Genomic DNA, 25,825 nt, shown 5'->3' with positions numbered 1-25,825 from the left:
TTTACTTACTAATTACTTTAGTCAGCTTTTTTATAACAAGCTTCCATTTCTTCACTGTAATCCGTAAGCTCATCAGTAATGATTTTAGGATGAACAGGGAGACCATAATAGTTACGTCGCTCTTTCCAGCGCTGATAAAGAAGCTCAAATTCAGAGTCAGCTATCTTCTGAATGTCTTGCTTGAATGACTCAAAGTCCTCAAGTTCAACAAAAGGTTGTAACACTCTTCTCTCTATAGATTCTAACTGACCTCCCATTATTTCCTGGAGATAACCGTCTTCACGGTGAATTTCACGAGTCAGATCGGAGTAAGCCATTACTTTTGCAATCAACTTTTTAACTCTTTCATCCTCAGCATCACTCTTGCTTAGTCGTGTGAATCCCATACTAGTTAAAGACGAGAACTCACCTAAGCCACCAAGCTTTCCAAGGACTGCAGCTCGGAATAAATACTCTTCTCCCTCTTCGAGCAGCTCAAAATCAAGCTCATGATTTTTCAAGATTGCACTTTTTTCTTCGCTACTCAGCTTTGGAACATCGCTATGCTCATTAATCATTAACCCAGTCGTCGCTAACCACATGGTTTCCTGACCAAGCACAAATAAAGCATCAACATCGTCAGCCGCAGCTAGGGATTTTAGGCTTGCTGTTGGCATGGTTTGGTAAGGACTTCGCCCAGCAGCTATTTCTCCATCTGCGTAAACCTTACTCGTAACTATATATAACTCTATACTCTTACCAGGATACTTTTTATCGACACTCTCAATACACCGTCTTAAAGAAAATGGTTTGCTTGCCACTTTGTTATCTTTCGGTAACGGTTGTTCAACCTCACTGTCAGTATTTATGTCAGAAACTGACTCATCAGGAATACCTTGTGTCGATTGACTAGGTTCCAGAAGAACCTCATTGCTATTTTGAGTTATCGTTTGCTCTTGTAGAGCAAAATATACAATTGAAATTACAAGTAAAAGACTAACTAACAGTATTAAGATCTTCTTCATAAATCGCTAAAGCTCCTTCAAGCACTTCAAGTCCTGCGCCTTTTTTGTAGGCGTTTTCACTAAGATATCGGCGCCATAATTTGCCTTTAGGCTGGGCAAAAAACAGGCCGAGTATATGACGGGTCATATGTCCTAAATAAATATCCTGATCGAGCTGACTTTGAACATAGTCCATATATTCGCGGGCAATCTCGATACGCGATGGGATTGGATAACTTTTACCATAAAAACGATTGTCCGCTTCGGCCAGAAAATACGGATTATGGTATGCCTCACGGCCAATCATGACACCATCGCTATGTTGCATGTGATCTTCGGCCTGCTCCAGAGTGTTTACTCCACCATTAACGATTATCTCCAGGTCAGGAAAATCTTTTTTAACCTGATAAGCAATATCGTATCTAAGCGGTGGAATTTCTCGATTTTCTTTAGGGCTAAGTCCACTAAGCCAGGCTTTTCTGGCGTGAATAATAAAGGTTTTAACGCCAGCAGATTGAACCGTATTGATAAAGTGATGCAGGTGTTCATACGAATCAAGATCGTCAATCCCTATTCGACTTTTTACTGTGACCGGCACATCTACTGCATTGCCCATGGCAGACATGCACTCTGCCACCAAATCAGGTTCTGCCATAAGGCAAGCGCCAAAACGTCCATTCTGGACACGGTCACTAGGACAACCGACATTGAGATTGATTTCGTCATAGCCGTAGTCTTCGCAAATTTTGGCACAATGAGCTAAATCTTTAGGATCGCTGCCACCGAGCTGCACAGCAACCGGATGCTCTTCCTGATTATATTTCAGGTGACGTTCAGCTCCGCCATGAATAATGGCACCTGTAGTAATCATTTCAGTGTATAGCACGGCATGTTTGGTAATTAGGCGCATGAATCGTCGTTGATGACGATCAGTCCAGTCCAACATGGGGGCAATACAGATTTTGCGGTCTAAGGCTATACTCACGTTTCGATTACTATTAGGCGTTTGTGCTTTGGGGCGCTATTATATGATCCTTTGCGATAAGACCCCAGTGTTCTATGCTACTTTAGGTCTTATTGGATTGGGGGTTAACTAGAGAGAGAAGGCGCTCAGAAAGTTGAGTGCGGGAGAAAAGACGATGACAACAATACGATTATTATTACTGGGTACCTTAGCCATCGCTCTAAGCGGGTGTGCCACATTATCAGAAACCGAATGCGCATCAGGCAACTGGTACCAAATTGGCTACCAGGACGGCAAATTCGGTCGTGACTCAGATTATGTACTGAATCATGAATCGGCCTGTATCGAATATGGCGTACGCATAGATCGCAATCAATATGAACAAGGTCGCCAGAAAGGCCTTGAAGTTTATTGCACGCCACACAACGGCTTCCAGCATGGTGTTAATGGCAACTACTCCAATCAAAACTGTGTTGCTGGCTTCCCTGAATATTCAGGCAGTTACAAAGATGGTTTGTTCTCACGCCACGAAAATCTGCAGGTTCAATTAGACGAGCTAATGCGTGAACATGAAATCTTACGTCAGGCCATTCGCCGCATCGAAGACGAGAAAGAAAAAGAACGCCTGAGCCTTGAGCTGGATGATATTGATAAACAGATTCAGAATACAAAGAATCAGATTAGTCGAGTGAATTACCTGTTGGATATGTATCGATGATTTGAGCTTTTACAAACAAATGTTTTGTTAGTATTTTATGATTAGCAACTCATTTATAAGCTTGCTCCAATTCCCCCTTTGATTGAGCTGAGTAGAAGCCAAGACATAGCAATTCAAAACAGGATGTTTTGAATAGTAAAATTCGGGCCAGGGATGGAACGTATTTTACGGTGCGTAAAGTGGCTTGGCGGATACGAAGGAAGTTTCACAAAGTGAGGCCTCAATCACGGGGTGTCCTTTCTTTTGGTCCCTTTTCTTTAGACAAGTAAAGAAAAGGGGCTCGCCGAGAGGGCGAAAGGCAAAAAGCAGGAATGGTATTAATAAGAGCATGGATTCCCGCTTTCGCGGGAATGACATGACTAGAGAACATAACTTAAAAACGATTTCGTAACGCCTCAATACGCTGATCCAACGGCGGATGCGACAAGAACAAACTACCGAACTTCTCCTGAAACGAACCCGTACGACCATTCTTCAAGCCGAAGGCGGTAAATGTCTCGCCCATATCAGAAGGCATATCGTATTCAACTTTCAATTTCTCAAGTGCTGAAATCATGGCGCCTGTGCCAGCTAACTGCGCACCGGCTTCATCAGCACGGAACTCACGACGACGCGAGAACCACATAACGACGATACTGGCCAGAATGGTCAGAATAATCTGCGCGACCATTACCGAAATAAAGTAGCCAATACCATAACCACGCTCATTCTTGAGAATCACACGATCAACAAAGTGACCAATCACACGCGAGAAGAACAGCACAAAGGTGTTCACAATACCCTGAATCAGGGTTAGCGTAATCATATCGCCATTGGCCACGTGGCCAATTTCATGGGCCAATACCGCACGTACTTCATCGCGATTCATGCGCTGCAATAATCCCTGGCTGACAGCGACTAACGCTTTGTTTTTGTTCCAACCTGTTGCAAATGCATTCGATTGAGGTGATGGGAAAATACCCACTTCAGGCATACCGACATTGGCATCACGCGCCAAATCCGCCACAGTATTCACCAACCACTGCTCGGTTTCATTGCTTGGGTTTTCAATGATATGAACATGCATAGAACGCTTGGCCATCCACTTTGACATCAACAAAGAGATGAATGAGCCAGCGAAACCGAAAATACCACAGAAAATAAGTAAGGCATTGAGATTCAGATCAACGCCGTTTTCAGCCATGATGCCGTTAAAGCCAATAAGGTTGAGCACCGTGCCCGCTAGCAGCAAAATGGCAAAGTTGGTCAACAGAAATAAACCAATTCGTAACATGTGTTTCTCCGTAAAATAAAACTGCTCAAGTTGAGCACACACTAACAACTACTATATTGGGGTTTTATACCAATACACAAGTCAATTTCAGGTCAATCAATCTGTTAAGTTGTAAACAAGTTTTAACTTAGAGTAAATAGTTAAAAATCAATAACTTGATTACCCAATAAAGGGCCAGGGCTCCCACAAGAATGAGAATAATGATTTTGCTGTTCTTATTCAGTTTTGCCATAGCTTTAGGCTTTGACCGCACGAGACCTCTTCGGTTTCAGGAATACCATCTTGATAACGAGATAGAGACCGCTCAAGGACATAAACAGCGCTAAGAATGCAGCAAAGACCACTAACGGGTGATTGAAATCGGTACGGTTTTTATAATCCATGATGTGCAGCATCCAGAAGAAGTCGAATACACGCCAGGTATCATTGCGTCTGGCAACCACTTCCCCACTGTCTGGCGAAATATAGACTCGGGTATTATCGCTGTCATTAAACTGAGCCTGCCAAATGGGTAGTCCTCTGCCGCGAACTTCACCAACTTCTTCGGACAGTAATGTGATTTCAGCAAGCTCGCCCTCACCACTAAAGTCAGCTACCGCAACTTGACGGGCCAGCGTTTCATCTAGAGGCGACAATTTCGCTCCAGTCATTGCATCGACTACGGCCTGTTTACCCTGCCCCTGTGCTATCCATACAGGCTTTCCAAGCAAGCCTTTTAAGGTCATACTTTCTGGCTCAAAATCAATCTGCTGCAACGCCTGATTGGCAGTGATAGCAACATCGCCATTCAAGGTAAATGCTGCGGGTTGCGCCGTGGTATGCTCACCGCGCACTTTTTCGATATCGAAGAAGGTCATGACAAAGCCACCGGCCGCCCAGAACAACACCTGAATACCAATAATCAAGCCAAGCCATTTGTGGAATTTACGGAAAAAAACAACCGGTTTCATAAAGAATCACTACTACTTATTAATGTATTTAATCGCTGATATGGATAACCAGCTGACGATTATGACTACCGTGTCTGTGTTCCCAAAGATAAGTACCCTGCCAGGTTCCAAGTGCTAACCTTCCATCCACAATCGGGATACTCAAAGTCGTTGCAGTCAGTGCTGCCTTAATGTGCGCAGGCATATCATCTGCGCCTTCATAAATATGGGTATAAAGAGGATCATTTTCAGGCACCAAGCGATTGAGCCAATTCTCGAGATCGCGCTTGGCGCTGGGATCTGCATTTTCCTGAATAATCAGGCTACAGGAAGTGTGACGCACGAAGATATGACAGATACCAATAGTCTTGTCAGCCTTTCTGACCACCGCCTCCAGCTCAGGTGTAAATTCATGCAGACGTTGCCCATTGGTTTTGACAGTTAGTGTTTCAGAAAAACTCATGTCACATCTCGTTGGATTTGTCTTTGTAATAGAACCTGACTCGCTTGGTCACGCCACAGAACAAAGTATAGGGAATGGTATCCGCATGAGGAGCAACTCGCTCAGCAGGTAACTCTTTACCCCAAAGAACCACTCGGTCGCCAACTGCATCCTGACAGTCTGGACCTAAGTCCACTGCCAACATATCCATCGATACTCGGCCAACCAATGGCACTGTACGACCATTAACCCAAATCGGCGTGCCGTTCTTTGCATGTCTTGGATAACCGTCGCCATAACCAATCGCAACCAACCCCAAGTTGGTATCACGATCAGCAAACCAATGACGACCATAGCCGGTAGACTCACCTTTTTTAATTGGTTTAATGGCTAGTATTTGAGATTCCAGTGACATCACAGGTTTTAAATCATACTCCGAAGCTTCGCTACCAATCAGTGGCGAACATCCATAGAGCAACAACCCAGGACGCACCCAATCATAATGTGCATTTTTCTGAGTCAGGATCCCGGCAGAGTTGGCCATCGATTTTTCAGTAGTGATGTGCTTGGTTGCCTGATCAAAAGCTTCCAGCTGTGTGGCCGAGAAATCATCTTCCGGATCATCAGCTGACGCGAAGTGAGACATCAATCGAATCGGATTAGCGAGGCAGGAAATATCAGCTAGAGTCGACTCAATCAGCGCCAGATCCTGCAATGCAAAGCCTAAACGGTGCATACCCGAATCCAGTTTGACCCAGACTTTAATCTGTTTATCGGTTTTGAAATTTTGCAGTGCTTCGATTTGTGGCCAATGATGGAGCACCACTTCAAGATCATGCTCGACCACCAGCTCTAAGTCTTTGGCATTGAATATGCCTTCGAGCAAAAGGATAGGCGTTTTGATCTCAGCTTTGCGCAGTGACAGCGCTTCTTGCACGGTCGCCACAGCGAACATGTCCGCGTCATTTGTCAGTGCCTTGGCAATCTGGACCAGACCATGCCCATAGGCATTGGCCTTGACCACCGCCATGACTTTGCTACCGCTGGCAATAGACTTAATGGTTCTGAGGTTATGGCGTAGTGCCGCCAGATCAATGACCGCTTTGGTTGAGCGCATAGCAATACCCGTTATTAATAGCCTTGCGCTTCGTAATCTTGATGCGCGAGATTATCAAATCGACAGAACTGGCCCTGGAAGCTTAGTTCGACGCTACCAATAGGACCGTTACGCTGCTTACCAATTTTGATTTCGGCGATACCTTTGCGTTCCGTTTCAGGGTGATACACCTCATCGCGGTAAATGAATAGAATCAAATCCGCGTCCTGCTCAATCGCACCCGACTCACGCAAATCAGACATCACCGGACGACGGTCACTTCGTTGCTCCAGGGAACGGTTAAGCTGCGACAACGCAATCACTGGAACTTCCAGCTCTTTCGCCAGCGCTTTCAACGAGCGCGAAATCTCACTGACCTCAAGAGTACGGTTGTCGCTCATGCCGGGAACCTGCATCAACTGCAAGTAATCGACCATGATAAGTCCAACGCTGCCGTATTCACGCGCCACTCGACGCGAACGTGAACGCATTTCAGCAGGCGAAAGACCGCCCGCATCATCAATCAATAATTTGGTATGGTTTTTCAGCTGCAGGACGCCGCTGTTGAATTTGTCCCAATCTTCGCTGGACTGAATCTGCCCCGAACGTATCTTGTTCTGTTCCAGACGCCCCAGTGAAGAAATCGAACGCATGATAATCGACTCACTCGGCATCTCAAGACTGAACACTAGAACCGGCTTGTCCTGATTGAGCGCTACATTCTCGACAATGTTCATGGCAAAGGTGGTTTTACCCATCGACGGACGAGCTGCCACAATCACCAAATCACCCGCCTGCAAACCGGAGGTCATCTTATCCAGATCGGTAAAGCCCGTCGCCAGACCAGTAATGCCGCCTTTATTCTTCTGAATAGTTTCAATACGCTGAATGGTGCTTTTCAGGATGTCTTCAACCTTGCTCGGACCTTCGCCGCTGGCTTCGCGCGCCTGCGAAATGGCAAATACTTTACGTTCCGCCATATCCATCAATTCAGCCAAGCTACGCCCCTTGGGATTGAAGCTGGCATCAGCAATTTCATTCGACGCTGAAATCAATTGGCGCATAATCGCCTTTTCGCGCACGATTTCCGCATAAGCGCGAATGTTAGCGGTACTTGGCGTGTTTTGCGCCAAATCACCCAGAAACGCCAGACCGATATCAGTTTCGCCCTTATGCTCCAGGTGCTCCGACAAAGTAATCACATCCATCGGCTTAGCCATATTGGCCAGCTCTTCCATCGCCTTGAAAATCTCACGATGGTTTTTCACATAAAAGTCCGTGGCGAGCAGCATCTCAGACACCATCTCCCACACCTCATTATCCAGCATGACACCACCAAGCACCGACTGCTCGGCCTCGATAGAATGCGGGGGAACTTTTAAGTCTTTGATTTTATTATCTGATTGATTGGCTGTAAGCATTTTAAGGTTCTAGCGTTAACAATAAGTTATGGCCGCATTCAAAATACAGAACACGAACCCATTCATAAACCACAAGAGTTTACCACGTAAGCCATTTTAACTCTTATGCCATCAACAGCAATACAATAAAGCTTTGGATGACTTGAGGATAAGTTGTGGATAAGTACCTTATATTGAGTTGATGTCACAACCACCTGATTGTACTAACAGTAGCATGGCTTGTAATAACGAATGAAAGATAATAAGGTTTTCCCAACGACTACTGATAACTTCTTAATTGTGGGGCTTTATGGCATCAGTTTATGAAAAGCCTGTAAGGGTACTTATCCATGAAATGGTCCATGAATTCGATATGAATTCACAGTCCATCATTTCACGTGTAAATATTCGCTCTTGGTTTAGTAAAAACTATCCAAAAATAAAAAATGGCACCATTTCAGCACATTTGCTTAGAATGTCAGTTAACGCCAAAAGCCGTGTTCATCACCCAGTAAAGCCAGGTGAAGATGATCTATTTTATCAAATTGATACTTCACATTTTCGTCTTTATAACCCGCAAAGTGATCCCCATCCAATTTACCCCGGAAATAACAATAATAATGAAGATAATGAAGAAATGGATGATGTAACAGAAGAAGTTAGTCAAGAATTTGCATATGAAAAAGACTTACAGAATTACCTTTCAAAGAACCTTCACCTCATAGAGCAAGGACTAATTTTATATGAAGAGGAAGACATAAAAGGGATTGAGTTTCCAGCAGGAGGGAGGTTTATAGATATTTTAGCTAAAGATAAAAACGGTAACTTTGTCGTTATAGAGCTCAAGGTTTCTAAGGGGTACGACAGGGTTGTGGGTCAGCTACTCAGATATATGGCTTGGATAAAGCAAAATCAGGCTGAATCAGGTCAACTTGTAAGAGGAGTCATTGTAGCTAGAAATATCTCAGGGGATTTAAGACTCGCCTGTACACAAGTCCCAGACATTCAGTTATACGAATATGAACTTTCCGTCAGTTTGAAACAAGCGTAACTTCGAAAAGCTAATGGGGTCAGGAAGCTAATTGGGTCAGAGTAAATTACAAATAATAATACGGTGTTATAAATGAAGCGAATATGTCCTGCCTGTAATAAGAAAGAGCTTTATTACAAGCCCTTCTTCTCTCACCCATGAATTAATGGGGTCAATTAATGGGGTCAGAGTAAATTATGAATTAATGGGGTCAGAGTAAATTAAAGCCAGCACTCGTAGCCTCGAAGGAACAAAGTGACTTCGAGGTTTTTATTCGATATCCCTCGACTAGCCTGATTTTAACCAAAGCTACAGCTACAAATTTGTTAAAAGGTAGTTCAAATGAGTAATGAGCAACACTATGTAGAATGCAGCGAACATGGACAGCAGCAGGCAACCTTTGTTTGCCAGCACATAGTCCAGAGTCTTCGAGATGGTAAGCTAAGAGGATTTTGGTCTTCAGAAGAGAGTCCTGACAACCCCAGACCAGATTCCTGGTGCTCAACATGCGAAGATGTAGTAAATCGCGTTGGTGAGTGGAATGAGGAATCAGAATCTTTCGCTGGCATAAGCCTGTTGTGTGGCGTCTGTTACGACCGCGCGAAAGATATGAACACAAGAAACCATAACAAGAGATAGTAAGAATTCTGGAAGTAGCAAGCGTAGCCACGAAGCACTGCTCTGAGCACGGAATTATACATATGAATGAATATCTACTTTACACTCAAATAATTTTAATACTGCTAGTGCCAAGTATCTATATGCTTAATCTACATACGTCCCTCTTGGTTGGCGGAAAAGCAACTAAAGCCTTTGATGCTTTCACTATAATATTGTTATTTCTTGGAATAGCATATTTAATTTGGCAAGGCCTCTCAAAATATACCATAGGAGTTCTGTGTATCGCAGCAAGCCCCCTTATACATAGCCAGATCTTTAAAGTTTGCTTCCGTGCTTTCGTAAAGAAATTTGGTCGGCCACCAAAAGATGTTTATTTAAATTTTCGGTCAGGATTATTCTGGGATCGCGCCTTTGCAATATGTGTATCTTTAGGTTGTATATATATTTCATGGAGCCTAGTTTTCTATTTTCACTGGGAAGTCATAGAATCAATAAAATCAAAGTAAGTTTACCCATGCCAATCCACCCAATCATACTCTTCGACGGTGAGTGCAAGCTTTGCTCTGCGTGGGTGCCTTTTGTAATCAATCGTGATCCTGGTGCTGCGTTTAAGTTCTGTTCGGTTCAGTCGCCCAAAGGTCAGGAGTTGTTATCAATGCATGGTCTTGATACTGAGAATTTTGAGACGATGGTTTTGATCAAAGGTGATGAAGCTCACTTTCGTTCGGAAGCCTTTTTCGAAATTATTAAACAGCTCAAAAAGCCTTGGCCCTGGCTGAGGATTTTACGTATTTTTCCTGTACGGTTTCGTGACTGGTGTTACGACCGAATTGCTCTTAACCGCTACAAGCTTTTTGGCAAACACGATTATTGCATGATTCCGAGTAAAGAAATTATGGATCGGTTTTTATGATGAGTATTTCATTGGCAAAACGTTGGCTGCAGACCTTGGCCATTATTCATGTCATTGGTGGCTTGCTGTTACCCGTTATGGTGTATACCTCACTAGCAGCACCTTACTTCCAGCACCTACAGACCGCATTCCCGAACAGTAACCCTCAGTCATTACAATTTCTGATTGGTGTCTTTGGGCCAACCGTCGCTAGCTGGGGGCTGTTATTTTTCTATGCGATTGGAAAGGCATTTGAAACTAAAACCAAAAAAGACTGGTGGTTGTTAGTTTGCGCAACTCTAGTCTGGGCGGTGTTAGATACCACCTTCTCTCTCGCTAATCACGTTGCTGCCCATTTTTATCTAAACGGGTCTGTTTTAGTCTTGTTTTTAATCCCTTTATTATTGACTAAGAAACACTTCAAAAGTCAAACGACCTAGAGTATTTTGAACAGCAGGAAGTCAGATACAAAGCCTAGGAGCTTACTATGCAAATAACAGGTTCATGCCTTTGCGGCAAAGTACAATTTGATATAAGCGATAATTTTGACAGTTTTTATCTTTGCCACTGCTCCAGATGCAGAAAAGCAACTGGAACTGCTCATGGGGCAAACCTGTTTGCGACTAAAGCTACTTTAAACTGGCTCAAAGGTCAGGAGCTGGTAAAAACATTTAATTTACCCAACACCCGTTTTACCAAAAGCTTCTGCACAGAGTGCGGTTCTTCAGTACCAACAGAAATTAAGGGAAAACTCGTCATTGTCCCGGCGGGATGTTTGGACTCCTCGCCAACTATCAATCCTACTGCTCATATATTCTTTGATGATAGGGCAAGCTGGGAAGATAAATTATCAGACACCAAGCGATTTGCTGCCCTTCCTAAATAATAATTTTTAATAAGGATCCTACTATGAAAAAACTTTTAATGACTGTGCTTGTACTTGCGATATCTGGCTGCCAAACAAACTCAAAGCAAGCTACTGATAGTATGGATAATGTCACTGCTCCTGGGGAGTCGCAAAAACCACTGTTCTATACACCTGAGCAAATTCAAAAAATTCAATTCAGCGAACAGGCAGGGTATCTCATCTGGATTAAAGACTCTCTTGCCTGGACCGCAACTGACAAAGTTCGTGAAGAGTTGGATCTTAGTACCATTGATAACCCACTAGGCTGGCTCGTACATCTTGATCCTGAAGGGAATCATCGTGTGAGCTTTTATCGTTCTAATAGTGATGGAGAAATCCTCTCATTCGCGGATGTATTCTATAACGACAGCTTCGAAATTTCCGGTTTTGAAGCTCACCCCAAGCGAGCAGTTACCGAAGACGAAATAGTCATGCTTACCGCACTCTCTAGTGCTGGGAACAGCATTACTGAAGCTTGTTCAGAAAACTTAAACAGTGTCGTACTAGAAGATGATGATGGATGGAATGTTTTCTTTTTGACACCACCAACAGATCCCGGCGTTATTCCAATTGGTGGCGCACAAAGATTATTGGTCTCTAAAGATGGGAAGTCTGTTATGGAACACGAGCACTACTCTAAAAGCTGTATGAACCTTCAGCCTCAAGGAGAAGATGTACATGCGCTAATGATGACTCATATTGTTGATGAGATCCCGTCTCCTGTTCATGTCTTTACCAGTTTGAGTTATGACTACCCGCTTTATGTAGCTACTTCACTGGGTTTGTGGCAAGTCATTGAAGGTGATATCGAAGAAGTTAAGGATGCGAATTAAAACCAGATTTGAGAAAGCGGAGTGGACTTTTGTGTCCATGAGCATTTCGAGAAGAGTTTTAACAAAGCATTGATGAAGATTATGCGCCAGAAAAAGAAAAGGCACCCGAAGGTGCCTTTTTTTTGAGCTCTAAAACAATTAAGCTTGTTCTTCGCCAACAACAACAACTTTGATGTTAGCTTCAACTTCTGGGTGCAAATGCACTTCAAAAGTGAATTCGCCAGTTTGACGAATCGCGCCTTCTGGCATACGAACTTCTTTCTTCTGAAGTTCAACGCCTTGAGCTGTAACTGCGTCAGCGATGTCAGCTGTGCCAACAGAACCGAACAATTTACCTTCGTCACCAGCGTTAGCTGCGATAGTCACAGTCAAGCCAGCTAGTTGCTCTGCACGCGCTTGTGCTTTAGCCAATTTCTCGTCAGCGGCAGCTTGTAGTTCAGCACGACGCTCTTCGAAATGTTTGATGTTTTCCTTAGTTGCAGGAACCGCTTTACCTTGTGGAATCAGGAAGTTACGACCATAGCCGGCAGCTACAGTTACGCTATCACCTAAGTCACCAAGATTGCGGATTTTTTCAAGTAGAATGACGTTCATCGTTATTTCCTCTTAAAAATGCCGCTTATTCGTGGCTGTCAGTGTAAGGCAACAAAGCCAAGAAACGAGCGCGTTTTACTGCAGACGCCAATTGACGTTGGTATTTTGCGCTTGTGCCTGTGATACGGCTAGGTACAATTTTGCCTGTTTCTGTGATGTAGTTTTTCAAGGTTGCTGTATCTTTGTAATCGATCTCAACAACACCTTCAGCCGAGAAACGGCAGAACTTACGACGACGATTAAAACGTGCCATGATATGTCTCCTTATTACTCAGCCGAAGCTTCTTCAGTTGATTCAGATTTCTCTTCTTTGGCTTCTTTACGAGGCTTTTCAGCTTTCTCGTCTTTTTTAGCAGCAGCCATAGGAGAGGCTTCGGTAACAGCTTCTTTACGACGCATTACCATGTTACGCAAGATTGCGTCATTGAAACGGAATGCATCTTCAAGCTCTTCGATGATTTCGCCTGTAGTTTCAACGTTCATTAAAACGTAGTGCGCTTTATGAAGTTTGTTGATTGGGTAGGCTAGTTGACGACGACCCCAGTCTTCTAAGCGGTGAACTGTGCCAGCCGCGTCTGTGATCATCTTTGTGTAACGTTCGATCATGCCAGGCACCTGATCAGATTGGTCAGGGTGCACTAGGAATACGATTTCGTAGTGTCTCATTAAAGTCTCCTTTCGGTTTCCAGCCACCAGTAACTCTTTGATTTGTATAAAAAGTTAAAGGCAACAAGGAGTAAACCAGATTGTCAAAAAATTAGTGGATAGCCACTAAGGGCGCGTATTTTAAGGATTTTAGCCCTTTGGGTCAAGGTAAATTGACCTTGTCGACTGGCTGTATTAGTATCGACTCAAACATGGATTTTAGAATTATAAACTTGGACTCTCTTTGAACTCTCTGCGCAAAAAATACCCTTTTCAGCTTGGTAAGAGCTTTTTTAAGGCCGACTCCTGGTTGAGCCTTGAAGTGATTGCAGTTCTGGCAATTATGACGACTCTGACCCTTTTTGGGATTAGAATCACCGCAGACTATTTCTATAAGGTTGCGATTGCAGCGCCTTTAAGCCACCAGTTTATAGAATACCGCCTTGAACAGCAGGAATATTATGCCTGGCACGGTAACTTTAAACAGCAGGGAAAGGATTATGAGTGGTTCGAATTTGGCGATAATTTGCCCAAAATTGATCAGCTTTATACACAATCTGCTAAATTCAACTTAGTCATGCAGCCTTTTCAGCAATACCCCTCGACACAAGTGACATTCATGCTGGATGATAGCCATAACTCTGTCATAAGCCCTGCTTGTACTGTTAAGCAGGATGAAACGTTCCACCTGATGCCTTTTTTCTGTAAAGAGGGTTCGGTAAAGAAGCAGCTATAAAATACAACAGATATTATAAATTATTATGAAAAACGATAACTCACAATTTTACTTGCGCCAGTTTGTACACCTGATGGCCAAGGGCGAAGAGCCCAGGACGGCATTTAACATCATGGTTAACGAAGTTCCTGCAGAGCAACGTGACCGCTGGCAGCAGGCACACACTATCTATGAGGCCACACAAAGCCTTGAGCGTGCTTTTGAAAAGCTGAATATCAAAGGTTCACCAATTACCGAACAGCTTCGTCGCGGTAAAGAGCTGGGCCTGAATGAGCTTGAAGTCCTGCAACACTACACTGCGGCCAACTCAAGCGAAATGCAGATTGCGCAGATTGTCAAAAGCCGCATTCTGCGCAGCACTGGCTACGCAGCTTTATTGAGCGTGATAGCTCTGTTGGTGCTTGGCGTTTTCAGTCTGTATCTGGTTCCTGCTTACAATAATATTATTATGGATGGTCAAATGTACTCATCCAGCTTCCAGCATCGAATGGATGTACTGCAATTTAAATCTTGGTGGTCGCTGCTTCTTTATTTGCCACCTGTTTTAATTATTGCGTTATTCGTGTTGGCCAATCTGACTACTGTTGAGTCATACACACAAAGCAAACTTCTTACCAAGCTACCGATTATGCGCGGCATCATGATGCACCTGAGTCGTGTTCGCTTCATTTATAACTTAAGTGCTTTTTCACAGAGACTGCCTGATAATCAGAATGAACGCTTAAAAGCACTCAACTCACCGTTCTTTAGTCAGTCAGAGCAACTGACGTTTGATCATATTTTCTATGCTCAGGAAAAAGAACAGCTGCTGGCTCTTTTCAAGCTTCAGACCTTTGCTGAAGAAAGCCCTACTTTAATCAACTCACTGGAAACACAGGCGATTGAGTCCACACACCGTAAAACTGCCATGCTGGCTATCACATTACATCTACTGGTCATAGCCATTGTATTTCAGGTCGTTCTTTCAATTTATTTACCAATTTTCCAGATGGGTTCAGGATTTTAATTATGAAACACACAATAAAAGCATTCACCCTGCTCGAATTAATGGTGGTCGTGGCCATCATCGGCATTCTGGCTGCCATTTCTTTACCGGCATATCAGGATTATATCGTCCGCGCAAAAATTGCTGAAAGCATCACTCTGGCCAGCGAAGTGCAGAGCACGGTTAAAGAATATTACAAGTACCACACCAAGTTTCCGGCGGATAACATGGAAGCTGGTGCGCCCAAGCCAGAACACCTGTTAGGTAATTACGTCACAGGTATTGAAGTTGAAGATGGCGCGATTCACGTAACGCTAGGGAACAAGGTTAATCATCCCTTGGAAGGTAAGATCTTGAGCATTAGACCGATTTACGTGACCGCCAATCCAACCAGCCCTATTTCGTGGGTGTGTGGTGGCGATGAGCCTCCCGCGGGCATGAGCGCAGCTGGCGAAAACAAGACCAACATTGACGCTAAGTACCTGCCTTCAAGCTGTCGTAAAGCATATTAGTACCCTAAATCAAAAGCCCATCAATATCCCTATGGATCGGATTCTGTAGGGATATCATGGTTTCCGTCGAGCGCACCTGCTCAATGGCCTGCAATTTATTAATCAACACATCCTGAAAGGTTTCGATATTCGGTGTCACCACCTTGGTCAAAATACTGTATTGGCCAGTGGTGTAATAGGCCTCTATCACTTCCGGGATTTGCTCCAGTAAAGCCGCCACCGGCTGATAGTCCTTGGCACTCTTCAGGAAAATACCAACAAAACAGCAGACATCAAAGCCTAGCGCCTTGGGCTCAATTCTTACCTTGGTGCCTTTAATAATGCCAGCCTGACGCATTTTCTCGATTCGCACATGAATCGTTCCTGCACTGACATCCAGCTGTTCGGCAATTTTGGCGTAAGGTGTACGTGCCTCGAGCAACAACTCCGACAGTATCGATTTATCCAGATTGTCGATTTGATAATCTTTTTGCAATTCACAGCCCCTTTTTTAGATATTACCCAACAGAAACCCTATTAATTAGATCTTATATCGCTAACAAACTGTTTTATTAGACAGATATTGCATATTAACCCGACAAATTAGATAAATATAGCTCAATTAGTCAATTAGTTATCGATATAACAACGATTCATAGGAAAAGGGGTTCACCATGCAACAGTTACCACACCAGGCTTTTGTACAGGATCAAAAATTGATTCAAACCATCAAAAGTCAATTCACCGATGCTTTAAGCGAAGCACTTTCCCTAATCGAAGTTCAGGCACCGATTTTGACCATCAAAGGCGATGGCATCCAAGATGATCTGAATGGTGTCGAAAGGCCGGTGTCGGTATCGAGTAAAACAATCAATAAGCAGCTGGAAGTGGTGCAATCTCTAGCAAAATGGAAGCGATTGTTGCTAGCACGAGGTGGTTTTCAGCCGGGTCATGGCATTGTTGCGCAGATGCGCGCTTTGCGTCCTGATGAGGAATCACTGAGCGAACGTCACTCTTTATACGTGGATCAATGGGACTGGGAGAAAGTGATTACGGCATCAGACAGAACCACTGACTATCTGCAACAGGCGGTCAAACAGATTTATGCAGCCATGCGTTCGATTGATTTAGTAGTCGCAGAGCAGATGGGGCGCGAACCAATCCTGCCTGAACAGATCACTTTTATTCACAGCGAAACACTTCGCCAGCGCTATCCTGAATTGAATGCCAAGCAGCGCGAACACGAAATTTGTAAAGAGTATGGCGCTGTCTTCCTGATGGGTATTGGCGGAGAGTTAGGTGATGGCAGTATCCATGACGGTCGCGCACCCGACTATGATGACTGGAGCACACCAACCAGCGAAGGCCTGCAGGGTTTGAACGGTGATATTCTGATCTGGAACCCAATCCTCAAAGACGCCTTCGAAGTATCTTCCATGGGTATTCGGGTATGTAAGGATGCACTCATTCGACAGCTCGAACTACGCCAGTGCCAGTACCGATTGCATATGCCCTGGCATCAAAAGCTGATACAGGATGAATTGCCACTAACCATTGGCGGCGGTATTGGCCAATCACGTTTAATCATGCTGTTGTTGATGAAGGCACACATAGGGCAGGTTCAATTCAGTGTATGGCCTGATGAAGTGGCGGTGGGATTGCTGTAAGTAATGAACGCCCTATGACAAAACAAAATGGTGTCATCCCGCGGTCAAGCCGCGGGATGACGTACAGTTTGGTAAATCCATAGTTCCAGATTCCGGTAGGGGCAGTGCCTATGTGCCTGCCCGAAGAATTATTCTTCGGTGTCGGGTCTTGAAAGATAAACATACATCTCCCCTGACTCATCACCCATATTATCAGAAATAGTCACATACTTGCTATATTCGGATTCTCTGAGTTGTGATGAGACATCAAAAAAGGCAGTGATTTTGTGACCCATTCCTTGTTCATTTGGTGTTATTGAAACTCGACATTTTGTGGTTTTACATTCGATACCATTAAAGCTCATATTTAAAAGTAAATCTGACTCATGAATCATGTCTGTAATATCATCCTGAACCTTGTAAGCCCAGCTTGGGTCTACCTTTTCTTCTTCAAATTGCTCAATTAAACTCTCCTTTTCAGCTCTTAGCTTTTCTACTTCCTCTTTATCAATCGTATTGCTTTTGCTTGAAGCTCTCATTGGTTTTGAGCTTTCCTGAGCTATATCTTTATTTGCTAGTAAATCTTCCAACTCTTGGATGCGAGATTTATCGGCTTTTCTATTCTCAGAAATTTCAGCAATTGTTGTTTCTAACTCTTTAATTTTTGCTTTAAGAGCCAATGTAGTTTCAGCTCCAGCAACTTGATTATTATTAATCTGATTTGTCTGTTGTTTTGTCGGAGTGCTAATAACTTTCGTTATGCTCTGATCGTTTTGATTAAAAAAAAGATATGCATTTGCCGCTAAAGACAGAATCAGGCCTACGATAAGGATTTTTTTCATTATTAACTCCATGTTTTATAAATATTGTTGGCTATGCTTTATACCCCATGACAATTCCTCATGCAAATAATTGCCTGAGATATCAAATAGATGTAGGCTCATACAAAACGAAATGTGAACAGTATGACAAAACGAAAATTCTCTTTTGGGCCAGCTACCTTAGTCACCGCCGCTTTTATTGGCCCCGGCACAGTGACAGTTGCAACCAAGGCTGGTGCAAGCTTCGGATTTGTATTGCTGTGGGCACTGGTGTTTTCAGTTATCGCCACTATGATTCTGCAAGAAATGACTGCACGCCTGGGAGTGGTTGGCCGGAAAGGTCTGGGTGAGTCGATTCGAGAACAGTTTACCAACCCTCTGGCCAGAGGCGTGGCCGTTATTCTGATCATTAGCGCGATCGTCATAGGCAATGCAGCTTACGAAGGTGGCAATATTGCTGGAGCAACCTTAGGGATTGATGCGGTCTTTGGCGAGTGGTTTCTGGCAGGCACTTTAAATGGCTGGGCATTACTGATCGGTATCATTGCTTTCGTTCTGTTGTGGACAGGAAGCTATAAACTTATCGAGCGCTTTTTGATAGCCATAGTATTAGTGATGAGCGTATCTTTCATTTTGACGTTTATCATTACCAAACCCGACTTTGGTGAACTCTTCTCTGGCTTGCTTATTCCAACACTACCAGATGGCGCTACCTTAACAGTCATCGCTCTGATCGGGACCACTGTGGTTCCCTACAATTTATTCCTACACGCCAGCAGCGCCAAAAAGAAATGGCATGATGAAAATGATTTACCAGAAGCTCGTCGGGACTTGTTGATATCAATTCCGCTTGGTGGCCTGATAACCATGGCGATTATTTCCACCGCGGCCAGCGCATTCTTCTCAAAACAGATAGAAATCAATTCAGCAGCAGATATGGCTTTAAGCTTGGAACCATTGTTTGGAGCAAGTGCCAAATACCTGATTGCTCTGGGTTTGTTTTCAGCTGGCATCACTTCAGCGATTACTGCCCCGCTGGCGTCTGCCTATGCACTGGCTGGCCTGATGCAGCTCGGCAATGATATGCGCTACATTAAATTCCGAGCTGTCTGGATCGGTATCTTAGTAACTGGAGTTATACTAGCTTCGATCGGCTTTAAACCCATTTCGATTATCTGGTTTGCACAAATCGCTAATGGCATCTTGCTTCCGGTAATTGCTATTTTCCTGTTATGGACCATGAATCAGTCTTTTCTGGGAAAACACAAGAATTCAATTACGCAAAACATCCTGGGCGGTCTTGTGGTTCTGGTAACCTTAATGCTCAGCGGACGCAGTCTGATGTAAGCTTTTGGGCTTCTTAATTAACACCAGGTTAAACAGCTTGTTACCACTGGAGTGTGCTAAACTAATCAATTATGACAACCAAATATTCCATCGACATTAATTGTGATCTGGGCGAAAGCACCAACCCACAAAAATGGGAAGCCGATTCGCACCTCATGCCCTACATCTCTTCCTGCAACATTGCCTGCGGCGGTCATGCTGGTAACGCTCAAAGTATTAAAGTCACTGTTGCGAATGCAATTCACAATCAACTTAAAATTGGGGCTCACCCTTCTTACCCTGATAAGGACAACTTTGGTCGCGTCTCAATGAAGATAGGCGAGCAGGAATTGAGACAAACACTGCGTCAACAGATTGATACAATTGCAGAAGAATGTCAGCGGCAGAATACCGAATTACACCACATTAAACCGCATGGTGCTCTGTATAATGATGCAGCGGCAAACAAAGAGTTAGCCTTAATCATTGCCGAAGAAATTAAAAGTTTTGGTGATGGTATTAAGCTGATGGGGCTGGCTCAGTCAAACCTGTATACCGCAGCACAGGAATTGGAGTTAGAATTTTTGCATGAAGGATTCATGGACAGAAACTACCATGCCAATACTCACCTGGTCCCAAGAGGCCATGCACAAGCGCTTCACAAAACTCTTAATGAAAGTCTTAGTCAGGCACTGAGTCTGGCAAAGGGAGATTCCATTTCGTCTATCGAAGGTATTCCGCTGACATTGAAAGTTGATACCATTTGTCTGCATGGTGATAACCCCAATGCCAAAGACATTGCACAGCGGCTATATCAATTGCTTCGTGAACATGAAATTGAGATCAGCTAATAATAAAGATGCCATTCAATAACAAACTCTTCGTAAACAGCGACCATTCTATTCTTATTGAATTTGATGGTGATATTTCAGAAAACCTTTTGCGTTATATTCTGGGCGTAGCGGAATCAATTGAGCAAAGCCCACCAACTGGTTTTATCGAATTAGTTCCTGCCTACAACAGTCTACTCATTATTTTTGAGCCACTGGAGTTTCAGCCGGAGCAGGCTTTGTCTCAGATTGAGACTGATATGAAACAAGCAAAGATGCTAGATGCCAGTAGCGGTAACACCATAGAAATACCGGTGTGCTATGACGAAAGAGTTGCTGAAGATATCAACTATGTTGCAGATTACTGCAGCATGACGGTTAAAGAATTGATCGAAGCCCACAGCAGCCAGGAATATACCGTCTATATGCTTGGATTCCTGCCGGGCTTTCTCTATTTAGGTGGTCTTGATGAGCGACTTCACTGCCCTCGCCGCGACAACCCACGAACAAGAATAGAAGCTGGCTCTGTTGGAATTGGTGGCAATCAAACAGGTATCTACCCAATTGCCAGTCCCGGTGGTTGGCAGATTATTGGCCGCACGCCAAAGACCATGCTGGATATTCATAAGTCACCACCCGCTATTGCCCATCCGCTGGATAAAGTGCGCTTCGTACCCATCAGCTATGAAGAGTTTGAACGACTCATCGAGGCAAGCGAATGAGTATTAACTTCATCAAAGCTGGCATGCAAACCAGCCTACAGGATCTAGGTCGTCCTGGTTTTAGACGATTCGGAATTCCCAATAATGGAGCGCTTGATCCAGTCAGTCTACAGATTGCCAATTGGCTAGTCAGCAAACCTTTAAACTCTGCCTGTCTTGAAATTACCCAGGCTGGGCCAGTGATTGAATTCACTCAAGATATGGCCATTGCTGTGACAGGAGCTCACTTCGAACTTTCGATTGATGATATACCAGTGGATATGCATCAGACACTTTTGGTAAACAAAGGTGAACGGTTAGCTTTTGGCAAGTTAGTTAATGGCGCCAGGGCTTATCTGGCTTTTTCTGCAGAACCTGATTTACCAAAAATTATGGAAAGTTACTCAACCAATTTAATGGCCAATTTTGGTGGATATGAAGGAAAGGCCTTTAAGAATAATAACACGCTGCCATTAACCAATATCGTTAATCCGAAAACTAAAAAAACTCCGAAAGAACTACAGCTTGAGTTTGGCGACAACTATCAAATTCGTTTTGTTGAAGGCCGTGAATGGTCAGACTTTTCTAATGCCACGCAAAATTCATTCATGGATTCAGGATATAAGGTTACCAGTCAAAGTAACCGCATGGGTATGCGATTAAAAGGAGAAGTTTTAAAAACAACTGAAACATTGTCGATGACAACCGCACCCATCACACCTGGTACCATTCAGATACCACCAGATGGCCAACCGATAATTACTTTAGCTGATGGCCAAACAACTGGTGGGTACCCAAGAATTGGGCAGGTTATAACTGCAGATTTGTCGATATTAGGACAACTGAAAGCTAATGACTCGATTAGCTTTCAGTGCATAGATGTTGATGATGCGATTGATTTGTTGAACGCAAAGACTAACTTACTGAAACAATTCCTTTATGTTTAATCTGACTCTTCGTCTTCCTGATACAAATACATAAAGATTTCGTTCGTTTCCTCATCAAAAGTAGCTTGATTGCTTAAGTTCTTTAACAAATCACTGCTATCGAATAATTGAGAAGCATCCATCATTGCCATCATTCTACTGGACTGCTTATCATCAAAGGTTTCCAGAGTGACTTTGCAAACAGTCGTTTTACAAGTGACATCTTTAAGATTTAATTGATTGGTAATGTCGGAATTGGCAAACAAATCATATACTTCGTCCTGTCGCCTAAATGCCCATGCAGGATCAACAGATTCTTTGTCAAAGTCCTCTTTTGGTTGGTTCATATCCAGTCTAAGCTTTTCCACCAACTCTTTGTCCATCTCCTTGCTGGTTTTAAATGTAATAGCACCTGTAGATTTTGAAGAAGAATCGGCTTGCTGTTGTTTTAGCAATGCAATTTCACTTTCAAGTTCAGCAATTTTATCAAGATACAATTGCTCTTGTTTAAGATCTTCATTTTCCTCGACTGCTTCCTGCTTTATGATTTGTTCTTCAACTTCTTGTTTGATTTCAGCTTTTTGTTTAGTGACTTCTTTAACGACAACATTTTCTTTCTCAGATTCGTTATTTAATAAGAAATAACCATTTGCTACTAAAGATAAACCCAATAAAACATAAACAACTTTATTCATTATTATTTCCTTCCCTTCAATTAACACAATTACTTTGTTCTTTGTCGAACCGCCTCAAATAAAGTTACGCCTGTGGCTACAGACACATTTAAACTGGATACTTCGCCAGCCATTGGAATCTTAATCAGGTAGTCACAGTTTTCGCGTGTCAATCGACGCATCCCCTCGCCTTCAGCGCCCATGACAATCGCCAATGGGCCAGTTAAGTTGGCTTGATAAATATCCTGATCAGCTTCACCTGCGGTTCCAGCGATCCACACTCCAGCTTCCTGTAATTGTTTCATGGTTCGAACCAAATTAGTCACTGGGATAAACGGAACGGTTTCAGCTGCACCACAAGCAACTTTGCGCACCACATCGGTAATGCTGGCTGCGTTATCTTTTGGAGCAATCACCATATGAACACCTGCTGCATCGGCGCTTCGTAAACAGGCTCCCAGATTATGCGGGTCGGTCACACCATCAAGAATCAGGATTAGTGGAGCTCCATCAATTTGACTGAGCAATTCTGGAATATGCTTTTCATGAAAGCTTTTTTTCTTTTCTGGTCGACAAACTGCAATTACGCCTTGATGACGTTGGTCAGTCATTTCATCGAGTTCGTCGCGATCTTTTTGAATAACTGGAATATTCTTATCCTGCGCCAACTTAACCACTTTGTGCGATCGCTGGTCATGGCGATTGCTTTGAATATACAATCGCTCTACTCTTTCACTACTACGTTTTAATAGGACTTCGACAGCATGTAGTCCATAAACTAATTCTGACATGAGTTACTCTTTTAAATTTGGTTGAAACTGCTACTTACTTTTTTTCTTACCATTCTTGCCGCGTTTTGGCTTGGTATTTTTCGCACCTTTCTTGGCACTGCCAGAGGCTGGTTTACTGCCTTTCGCAGCACCTTTACGGTAATCACGACGCTTCTTACCATCTTTCCCTTTCTTGCCATCACCACTGAGCGAACCTGATTTTTTAGCTTTGGCATAGAGTTTTTTACGCTCTTGTCCTTTGGGTTCTTCGCGCTTAACGTACTCACGCTCGATTAATGCAAAATCAATATTTCGCTGTTCCATATCGACGTTGGCGACCTTAATTTTGACACGATCACCCACTCGGTAAGACTGTCGTTTATGCTCTCCAATCAAGCGCATTTTCAAGGCGTCAAAATGATAATAATCATCACCCAGTTCACTGATATGGATAAGACCTTCGACGAACAATTCATCAAGTGCCACAAAAATACCGAAGCTTGTCACACTGGAAATGGTTCCCCAATATTCCTCTCCTACACGGGTCAACATGTATTCACACTTAAGCCAATCAACCACATCGCGTGTTGCCAAATCGGCACGACGTTCAGTCATGGAGCTGTGCTCAGTAAAAGCTACCAGTTCTTTTTCTTCATACTCAATGCCACCATCTGTACCGGCCATTTCAAACTCACGTGCCAGTATCGCTTTGATGATGCGATGAACTAATAAGTCAGGATAACGACGGATTGGTGAAGTGAAGTGAGTATAGGAGTCAAACGCTAGACCGAAGTGCCCTTGATTGTCAGGACTGTACACTGCCTGCATCATTGAGCGAAGCATCATTGTCTGTATCAGTTCCTGATCAGGTCTTTCTGCAATGGCATCATGCAATTCGCGATAATGACGAGGCTCAGGTGTTGAACCACCAAACAGGAAAATGCCTAACTCACCCAGAAACGCTCTGAATTTTTCCAGCCGCTCCTCGGAAGGTCCCTCGTGAACACGATACACGCCCGGCTTTTCATGTTTCTCAATGAACTCAGCAGCTGCAACATTGGCACAAATCATGCACTCTTCGATAATCTTGTGGGCATCATTTCTGACTCGGCCAACAATTTTTTCAATCTTTTTATTTTCGTCAAAAATGATTTGCGTTTCTGTGGTCTCAAACTCAATGGCTCCGCGCGCTTCTTTTAACTTTAGCCTTGCTTTAAATAATTCGTGCAGTTCTTTCAGGTCGCCAACCAGTGGCGCATATTCTTTTTGTAATGCTTCGTCGCCACTTAAAATGCCCCATACCTTGTCATAAGTAAAACGGGCATGAGAATGCATTACGGCTGGATAGAACTTTGATGCAGTTACTTGCCCCGTTGCCGTTAATGACATCTCGGCCACCATACACAGACGATCAACTTTAGGCTTCAATGAACATAAGCCGTTAGATAACAGCTCAGGCAACATAGGTACAACGAATTCTGGGAAGTAAACTGAATTACCGCGCTCTAGCGCTTCCTGATCTAACGCGGAGCCTGGTCGGACATAGTGACTGACATCGGCAATCGCTACCCATAAAGTCCAGCCGCCTTTCGCTTTACGACGACAATACACCGCATCATCAAAATCACGAGCATCTTCACCATCAATGGTGACCAGTGGTAACTGGCGTAAATCGACACGCCCCTGCCAGTCTTTTTCGGTAACCTCAACGGGTAACTCACCCACTTCCGATAACACATCATCCGGCCATTCATAAGGAATCTGATGATTGCGAATGGCAATCTCGATTTCCATTCCTGCTGATAAATAGTCACCTAAGACTTCGGTGATGATACCGCGTGCGTGCTGATTACGTTTTGGTCTTTGAACAATTTGTGCAACAACCACCTGACCGATTTCGGCATTCATGCAGTCGTCAGGTGCAATGATTAAATCATGTAAAATTCGTGGGTCTTCTGAAGTTACAAACTTCATTCCATTTTCTTCGTTAAGACGGCCAACGATGTGGCTGGTTGAGCCATCGAGTATTTCAACAATGGCGCCTTCAGTGCGGCCACGACGATCCACATTACGGACTCGCGCAAGAACCTTATCACCATGAAATACGGTCTGCATCTCTCGTGGCGACAAATACCAGTCATCACCACCTTTTTCCAGCGCGAGATAGCCGTAGCCATCTCTGTGCGCCAGGACTTTGCCCCGCACCAGATCGGTAGCATCAACCAGACAATAACGACCTTTTCGATTACATATTAACTGGCCATCACGCTCCATAGCGTTTAAGCGTTTCTGCAACGCTTCGACCTGCTCAGGTTCCTTCATCTCCAATCGCTTGGCCAACTGATCCAGCGATACAGGCTCACCGGCCTCTTCTAACTGACGCAGAATAAACTGACGGCTTGCGATAGGGTTTTGATAACGCTGGGCTTCTAGCTCAGCTTGAGGGTCCTGATTCTTTCTTTTTGACATAGAGTATTCCTAGTTACAGAGCTATCAAATAATGGCTCTGAGCCATTGTAACGGTTATCCGAAGCAAGGCCAATCAATCCCATTGAATATCTCCAGATAGCAAAAAGGCGACCTGATGTCGCC

At 43.7% G+C, this 25,825-nt stretch carries 30 protein-coding genes; 15 read left to right on the top strand and 15 right to left on the bottom strand.

Annotated features, from left to right (window positions below):
• Positions 1–17: 17 nt before the first annotated feature.
• Positions 18–1,004: a hypothetical protein gene (locus tag CW740_RS02630; protein ID WP_106646071.1), complete on the bottom strand. Its 987-nt coding sequence runs from the start codon at positions 1,002–1,004 to the stop codon at positions 18–20.
• The gene (gene dusA / locus CW740_RS02625) at positions 976–1,929 is read right to left on the bottom strand and encodes a tRNA dihydrouridine(20/20a) synthase DusA (protein WP_373286464.1); all 954 of its coding nucleotides are present in this window, start codon (positions 1,927–1,929) and stop codon (positions 976–978) included. The genes CW740_RS02630 and dusA overlap by 29 nt, the downstream gene beginning before the upstream one ends.
• 193 nt (positions 1,930–2,122) lie before the next feature.
• On the opposite strand from dusA, the gene CW740_RS02620 reads away from it, so the two are divergent.
• Complete coding sequence (locus CW740_RS02620) at positions 2,123–2,665, top strand: DUF2799 domain-containing protein (RefSeq protein ID WP_106646069.1); 543 nt, start codon at positions 2,123–2,125, stop codon at positions 2,663–2,665.
• Positions 2,666–3,038: 373 nt separating this feature from the next.
• On the opposite strand, the gene htpX is transcribed toward CW740_RS02620, so the two are convergent.
• From htpX to dnaB, 5 genes are all read right to left on the bottom strand, one after another.
• Positions 3,039–3,938: a protease HtpX gene (gene htpX / locus CW740_RS02615; protein ID WP_106646068.1), complete on the bottom strand. Its 900-nt coding sequence runs from the start codon at positions 3,936–3,938 to the stop codon at positions 3,039–3,041.
• A 236-nt stretch (positions 3,939–4,174) separates the two neighbouring features.
• Positions 4,175–4,888, bottom strand: a complete 714-nt coding sequence (locus tag CW740_RS02610; RefSeq protein ID WP_106646067.1) for a PepSY domain-containing protein — start codon at positions 4,886–4,888, stop codon at positions 4,175–4,177.
• Positions 4,889–4,916: 28 nt separating this feature from the next.
• Positions 4,917–5,330, bottom strand: a complete 414-nt coding sequence (locus CW740_RS02605) for a secondary thiamine-phosphate synthase enzyme YjbQ (protein ID WP_106646066.1) — start codon at positions 5,328–5,330, stop codon at positions 4,917–4,919.
• 1 nt (position 5,331) lies between these two features.
• Complete coding sequence (alr, locus tag CW740_RS02600; protein WP_106646065.1) at positions 5,332–6,426, bottom strand: alanine racemase; 1,095 nt, start codon at positions 6,424–6,426, stop codon at positions 5,332–5,334.
• A gap of 14 nt (positions 6,427–6,440) precedes the next feature.
• Positions 6,441–7,826, bottom strand: coding sequence for a replicative DNA helicase (dnaB, locus tag CW740_RS02595; RefSeq protein WP_106646064.1), 1,386 nt, complete (start codon positions 7,824–7,826; stop codon positions 6,441–6,443).
• A gap of 289 nt (positions 7,827–8,115) precedes the next feature.
• On the opposite strand from dnaB, the gene CW740_RS02590 reads away from it, so the two are divergent.
• The 6 genes from CW740_RS02590 to CW740_RS02565 all read left to right on the top strand — a co-directional run bounded on the left by CW740_RS02590 (position 8,116) and on the right by CW740_RS02565 (position 12,088).
• Complete coding sequence (locus tag CW740_RS02590; protein ID WP_106646063.1) at positions 8,116–8,856, top strand: endonuclease NucS domain-containing protein; 741 nt, start codon at positions 8,116–8,118, stop codon at positions 8,854–8,856.
• A gap of 321 nt (positions 8,857–9,177) precedes the next feature.
• On the top strand, positions 9,178–9,474 hold the full coding sequence (locus CW740_RS12420) for a hypothetical protein (RefSeq protein WP_157826391.1): 297 nt from the start codon (positions 9,178–9,180) through the stop codon (positions 9,472–9,474).
• A 496-nt stretch (positions 9,475–9,970) separates the two neighbouring features.
• Positions 9,971–10,369 (top strand): thiol-disulfide oxidoreductase DCC family protein, encoded by a 399-nt coding sequence (locus tag CW740_RS02580; RefSeq protein WP_106646061.1) that lies wholly within the window; start codon positions 9,971–9,973, stop codon positions 10,367–10,369.
• On the top strand, positions 10,366–10,788 hold the full coding sequence (locus CW740_RS02575; RefSeq protein WP_227523883.1) for a hypothetical protein: 423 nt from the start codon (positions 10,366–10,368) through the stop codon (positions 10,786–10,788). Before CW740_RS02580 ends, CW740_RS02575 begins: the two co-directional genes overlap by 4 nt.
• Positions 10,789–10,835: 47 nt before the next feature.
• Positions 10,836–11,234, top strand: coding sequence for a GFA family protein (locus tag CW740_RS02570; RefSeq protein WP_106646059.1), 399 nt, complete (start codon positions 10,836–10,838; stop codon positions 11,232–11,234).
• A gap of 23 nt (positions 11,235–11,257) precedes the next feature.
• Positions 11,258–12,088 carry a hypothetical protein gene (locus CW740_RS02565; RefSeq protein ID WP_106646058.1) on the top strand — a complete coding sequence of 277 codons (831 nt, stop codon included), beginning with the start codon at positions 11,258–11,260 and terminating at the stop codon, positions 12,086–12,088.
• A gap of 138 nt (positions 12,089–12,226) precedes the next feature.
• On the opposite strand, the gene rplI is transcribed toward CW740_RS02565, so the two are convergent.
• Genes rplI through rpsF form a run of 3 tightly spaced genes read right to left on the bottom strand, consistent with a single transcriptional unit; the run spans position 12,227 to position 13,348 of the window.
• On the bottom strand, positions 12,227–12,682 hold the full coding sequence (gene rplI, locus CW740_RS02560; RefSeq protein ID WP_106646057.1) for a 50S ribosomal protein L9: 456 nt from the start codon (positions 12,680–12,682) through the stop codon (positions 12,227–12,229).
• A gap of 25 nt (positions 12,683–12,707) precedes the next feature.
• Positions 12,708–12,935 carry a 30S ribosomal protein S18 gene (gene rpsR / locus CW740_RS02555; RefSeq protein WP_012800504.1) on the bottom strand — a complete coding sequence of 76 codons (228 nt, stop codon included), beginning with the start codon at positions 12,933–12,935 and terminating at the stop codon, positions 12,708–12,710.
• A 14-nt stretch (positions 12,936–12,949) separates the two neighbouring features.
• The gene (gene rpsF, locus CW740_RS02550) at positions 12,950–13,348 is read right to left on the bottom strand and encodes a 30S ribosomal protein S6 (protein ID WP_018625237.1); all 399 of its coding nucleotides are present in this window, start codon (positions 13,346–13,348) and stop codon (positions 12,950–12,952) included.
• Between the two features lie 223 nt (positions 13,349–13,571).
• Here rpsF and CW740_RS02545 point away from each other — a divergent pair, with 223 nt between their 5' ends.
• Genes CW740_RS02545 through CW740_RS02535 form a run of 3 tightly spaced genes read left to right on the top strand, consistent with a single transcriptional unit; the run spans position 13,572 to position 15,560 of the window.
• Positions 13,572–14,063: a hypothetical protein gene (locus CW740_RS02545; RefSeq protein ID WP_106646056.1), complete on the top strand. Its 492-nt coding sequence runs from the start codon at positions 13,572–13,574 to the stop codon at positions 14,061–14,063.
• 25 nt (positions 14,064–14,088) lie between these two features.
• Positions 14,089–15,069, top strand: a complete 981-nt coding sequence (locus CW740_RS02540) for a type II secretion system F family protein (RefSeq protein ID WP_106646055.1) — start codon at positions 14,089–14,091, stop codon at positions 15,067–15,069.
• Positions 15,070–15,071: 2 nt separating this feature from the next.
• Complete coding sequence (locus CW740_RS02535) at positions 15,072–15,560, top strand: pilin (protein ID WP_106646054.1); 489 nt, start codon at positions 15,072–15,074, stop codon at positions 15,558–15,560.
• Positions 15,561–15,564: 4 nt separating this feature from the next.
• Here the strand turns inward: CW740_RS02535 and asnC are convergent, their stop codons facing one another.
• Positions 15,565–16,035 carry a transcriptional regulator AsnC gene (gene asnC / locus CW740_RS02530; protein WP_106646053.1) on the bottom strand — a complete coding sequence of 157 codons (471 nt, stop codon included), beginning with the start codon at positions 16,033–16,035 and terminating at the stop codon, positions 15,565–15,567.
• A gap of 178 nt (positions 16,036–16,213) precedes the next feature.
• Here asnC and asnA point away from each other — a divergent pair, with 178 nt between their 5' ends.
• Entirely contained in the window at positions 16,214–17,206 is a 993-nt protein-coding gene (gene asnA / locus CW740_RS02525; protein WP_106646052.1) for an aspartate--ammonia ligase, read from the top strand.
• A 128-nt stretch (positions 17,207–17,334) separates the two neighbouring features.
• Here the strand turns inward: asnA and CW740_RS02520 are convergent, their stop codons facing one another.
• Complete coding sequence (locus tag CW740_RS02520) at positions 17,335–18,027, bottom strand: hypothetical protein (RefSeq protein ID WP_106646051.1); 693 nt, start codon at positions 18,025–18,027, stop codon at positions 17,335–17,337.
• Positions 18,028–18,150: 123 nt separating this feature from the next.
• Here CW740_RS02520 and CW740_RS02515 point away from each other — a divergent pair, with 123 nt between their 5' ends.
• The 4 genes from CW740_RS02515 (at position 18,151) to CW740_RS02500 (ending at position 21,810) form a co-directional block, all read left to right on the top strand.
• A complete protein-coding gene (locus CW740_RS02515; RefSeq protein ID WP_106646050.1) occupies positions 18,151–19,353 on the top strand; it encodes an Nramp family divalent metal transporter in 1,203 nt (400 codons plus the stop codon).
• A gap of 71 nt (positions 19,354–19,424) precedes the next feature.
• On the top strand, positions 19,425–20,183 hold the full coding sequence (gene pxpA, locus CW740_RS02510) for a 5-oxoprolinase subunit PxpA (RefSeq protein ID WP_106646049.1): 759 nt from the start codon (positions 19,425–19,427) through the stop codon (positions 20,181–20,183).
• A gap of 8 nt (positions 20,184–20,191) precedes the next feature.
• The gene (pxpB, locus tag CW740_RS02505; RefSeq protein ID WP_106646048.1) at positions 20,192–20,884 is read left to right on the top strand and encodes a 5-oxoprolinase subunit PxpB; all 693 of its coding nucleotides are present in this window, start codon (positions 20,192–20,194) and stop codon (positions 20,882–20,884) included.
• A complete protein-coding gene (locus tag CW740_RS02500; protein ID WP_106646047.1) occupies positions 20,881–21,810 on the top strand; it encodes a 5-oxoprolinase subunit C family protein in 930 nt (309 codons plus the stop codon). Before pxpB ends, CW740_RS02500 begins: the two co-directional genes overlap by 4 nt.
• Here the strand turns inward: CW740_RS02500 and CW740_RS02495 are convergent.
• The 3 genes from CW740_RS02495 to rnr are packed head-to-tail and all read right to left on the bottom strand — an operon-like array spanning position 21,807 to position 25,702.
• Complete coding sequence (locus CW740_RS02495) at positions 21,807–22,484, bottom strand: hypothetical protein (RefSeq protein ID WP_106646046.1); 678 nt, start codon at positions 22,482–22,484, stop codon at positions 21,807–21,809. The two genes, CW740_RS02500 and CW740_RS02495, sit on opposite strands and share 4 nt — an antisense overlap.
• Before the next feature lie 29 nt (positions 22,485–22,513).
• Positions 22,514–23,254, bottom strand: a complete 741-nt coding sequence (gene rlmB, locus CW740_RS02490) for a 23S rRNA (guanosine(2251)-2'-O)-methyltransferase RlmB (RefSeq protein ID WP_106646045.1) — start codon at positions 23,252–23,254, stop codon at positions 22,514–22,516.
• Between the two features lie 30 nt (positions 23,255–23,284).
• On the bottom strand, positions 23,285–25,702 hold the full coding sequence (rnr, locus tag CW740_RS02485; RefSeq protein WP_106646044.1) for a ribonuclease R: 2,418 nt from the start codon (positions 25,700–25,702) through the stop codon (positions 23,285–23,287).
• Positions 25,703–25,825 lie beyond the last annotated feature (123 nt).

The organism is Kangiella profundi (assembly GCF_002838765.1).
Taxonomy (GTDB): domain Bacteria; phylum Pseudomonadota; class Gammaproteobacteria; order Enterobacterales; family Kangiellaceae; genus Kangiella; species Kangiella profundi.
This window is presented reverse-complemented; position numbering and strand designations above follow the sequence as displayed.

Coding starts and splice junctions, on each gene's coding strand:
- CW740_RS02630 (WP_106646071.1), bottom strand. CDS start 1,004: ATGAAGAAGATCTTAATACTGTTAGTTAGTCTTTTACTTGTAATTTCA.
- CW740_RS02570 (WP_106646059.1), top strand. CDS start 10,836: ATGCAAATAACAGGTTCATGCCTTTGCGGCAAAGTACAATTTGATATA.
- CW740_RS12420 (WP_157826391.1), top strand. CDS start 9,178: ATGAGTAATGAGCAACACTATGTAGAATGCAGCGAACATGGACAGCAG.
- alr (WP_106646065.1), bottom strand. CDS start 6,426: ATGCGCTCAACCAAAGCGGTCATTGATCTGGCGGCACTACGCCATAAC.
- CW740_RS02515 (WP_106646050.1), top strand. CDS start 18,151: ATGACAAAACGAAAATTCTCTTTTGGGCCAGCTACCTTAGTCACCGCC.
- pxpB (WP_106646048.1), top strand. CDS start 20,192: ATGCCATTCAATAACAAACTCTTCGTAAACAGCGACCATTCTATTCTT.
- rpsF (WP_018625237.1), bottom strand. CDS start 13,348: ATGAGACACTACGAAATCGTATTCCTAGTGCACCCTGACCAATCTGAT.
- CW740_RS02540 (WP_106646055.1), top strand. CDS start 14,089: ATGAAAAACGATAACTCACAATTTTACTTGCGCCAGTTTGTACACCTG.
- CW740_RS02565 (WP_106646058.1), top strand. CDS start 11,258: ATGAAAAAACTTTTAATGACTGTGCTTGTACTTGCGATATCTGGCTGC.
- CW740_RS02575 (WP_227523883.1), top strand. CDS start 10,366: ATGATGAGTATTTCATTGGCAAAACGTTGGCTGCAGACCTTGGCCATT.
- asnA (WP_106646052.1), top strand. CDS start 16,214: ATGCAACAGTTACCACACCAGGCTTTTGTACAGGATCAAAAATTGATT.
- CW740_RS02500 (WP_106646047.1), top strand. CDS start 20,881: ATGAGTATTAACTTCATCAAAGCTGGCATGCAAACCAGCCTACAGGAT.
- CW740_RS02520 (WP_106646051.1), bottom strand. CDS start 18,027: ATGAAAAAAATCCTTATCGTAGGCCTGATTCTGTCTTTAGCGGCAAAT.
- CW740_RS02620 (WP_106646069.1), top strand. CDS start 2,123: ATGACAACAATACGATTATTATTACTGGGTACCTTAGCCATCGCTCTA.
- CW740_RS02590 (WP_106646063.1), top strand. CDS start 8,116: ATGGCATCAGTTTATGAAAAGCCTGTAAGGGTACTTATCCATGAAATG.
- rlmB (WP_106646045.1), bottom strand. CDS start 23,254: ATGTCAGAATTAGTTTATGGACTACATGCTGTCGAAGTCCTATTAAAA.
- dnaB (WP_106646064.1), bottom strand. CDS start 7,826: ATGCTTACAGCCAATCAATCAGATAATAAAATCAAAGACTTAAAAGTT.
- CW740_RS02535 (WP_106646054.1), top strand. CDS start 15,072: ATGAAACACACAATAAAAGCATTCACCCTGCTCGAATTAATGGTGGTC.
- rplI (WP_106646057.1), bottom strand. CDS start 12,682: ATGAACGTCATTCTACTTGAAAAAATCCGCAATCTTGGTGACTTAGGT.
- CW740_RS02580 (WP_106646061.1), top strand. CDS start 9,971: ATGCCAATCCACCCAATCATACTCTTCGACGGTGAGTGCAAGCTTTGC.
- pxpA (WP_106646049.1), top strand. CDS start 19,425: ATGACAACCAAATATTCCATCGACATTAATTGTGATCTGGGCGAAAGC.
- htpX (WP_106646068.1), bottom strand. CDS start 3,938: ATGTTACGAATTGGTTTATTTCTGTTGACCAACTTTGCCATTTTGCTG.
- rnr (WP_106646044.1), bottom strand. CDS start 25,702: ATGTCAAAAAGAAAGAATCAGGACCCTCAAGCTGAGCTAGAAGCCCAG.
- CW740_RS02610 (WP_106646067.1), bottom strand. CDS start 4,888: ATGAAACCGGTTGTTTTTTTCCGTAAATTCCACAAATGGCTTGGCTTG.
- dusA (WP_373286464.1), bottom strand. CDS start 1,929: ATGTTGGACTGGACTGATCGTCATCAACGACGATTCATGCGCCTAATT.
- rpsR (WP_012800504.1), bottom strand. CDS start 12,935: ATGGCACGTTTTAATCGTCGTCGTAAGTTCTGCCGTTTCTCGGCTGAA.
- CW740_RS02495 (WP_106646046.1), bottom strand. CDS start 22,484: ATGAATAAAGTTGTTTATGTTTTATTGGGTTTATCTTTAGTAGCAAAT.
- CW740_RS02605 (WP_106646066.1), bottom strand. CDS start 5,330: ATGAGTTTTTCTGAAACACTAACTGTCAAAACCAATGGGCAACGTCTG.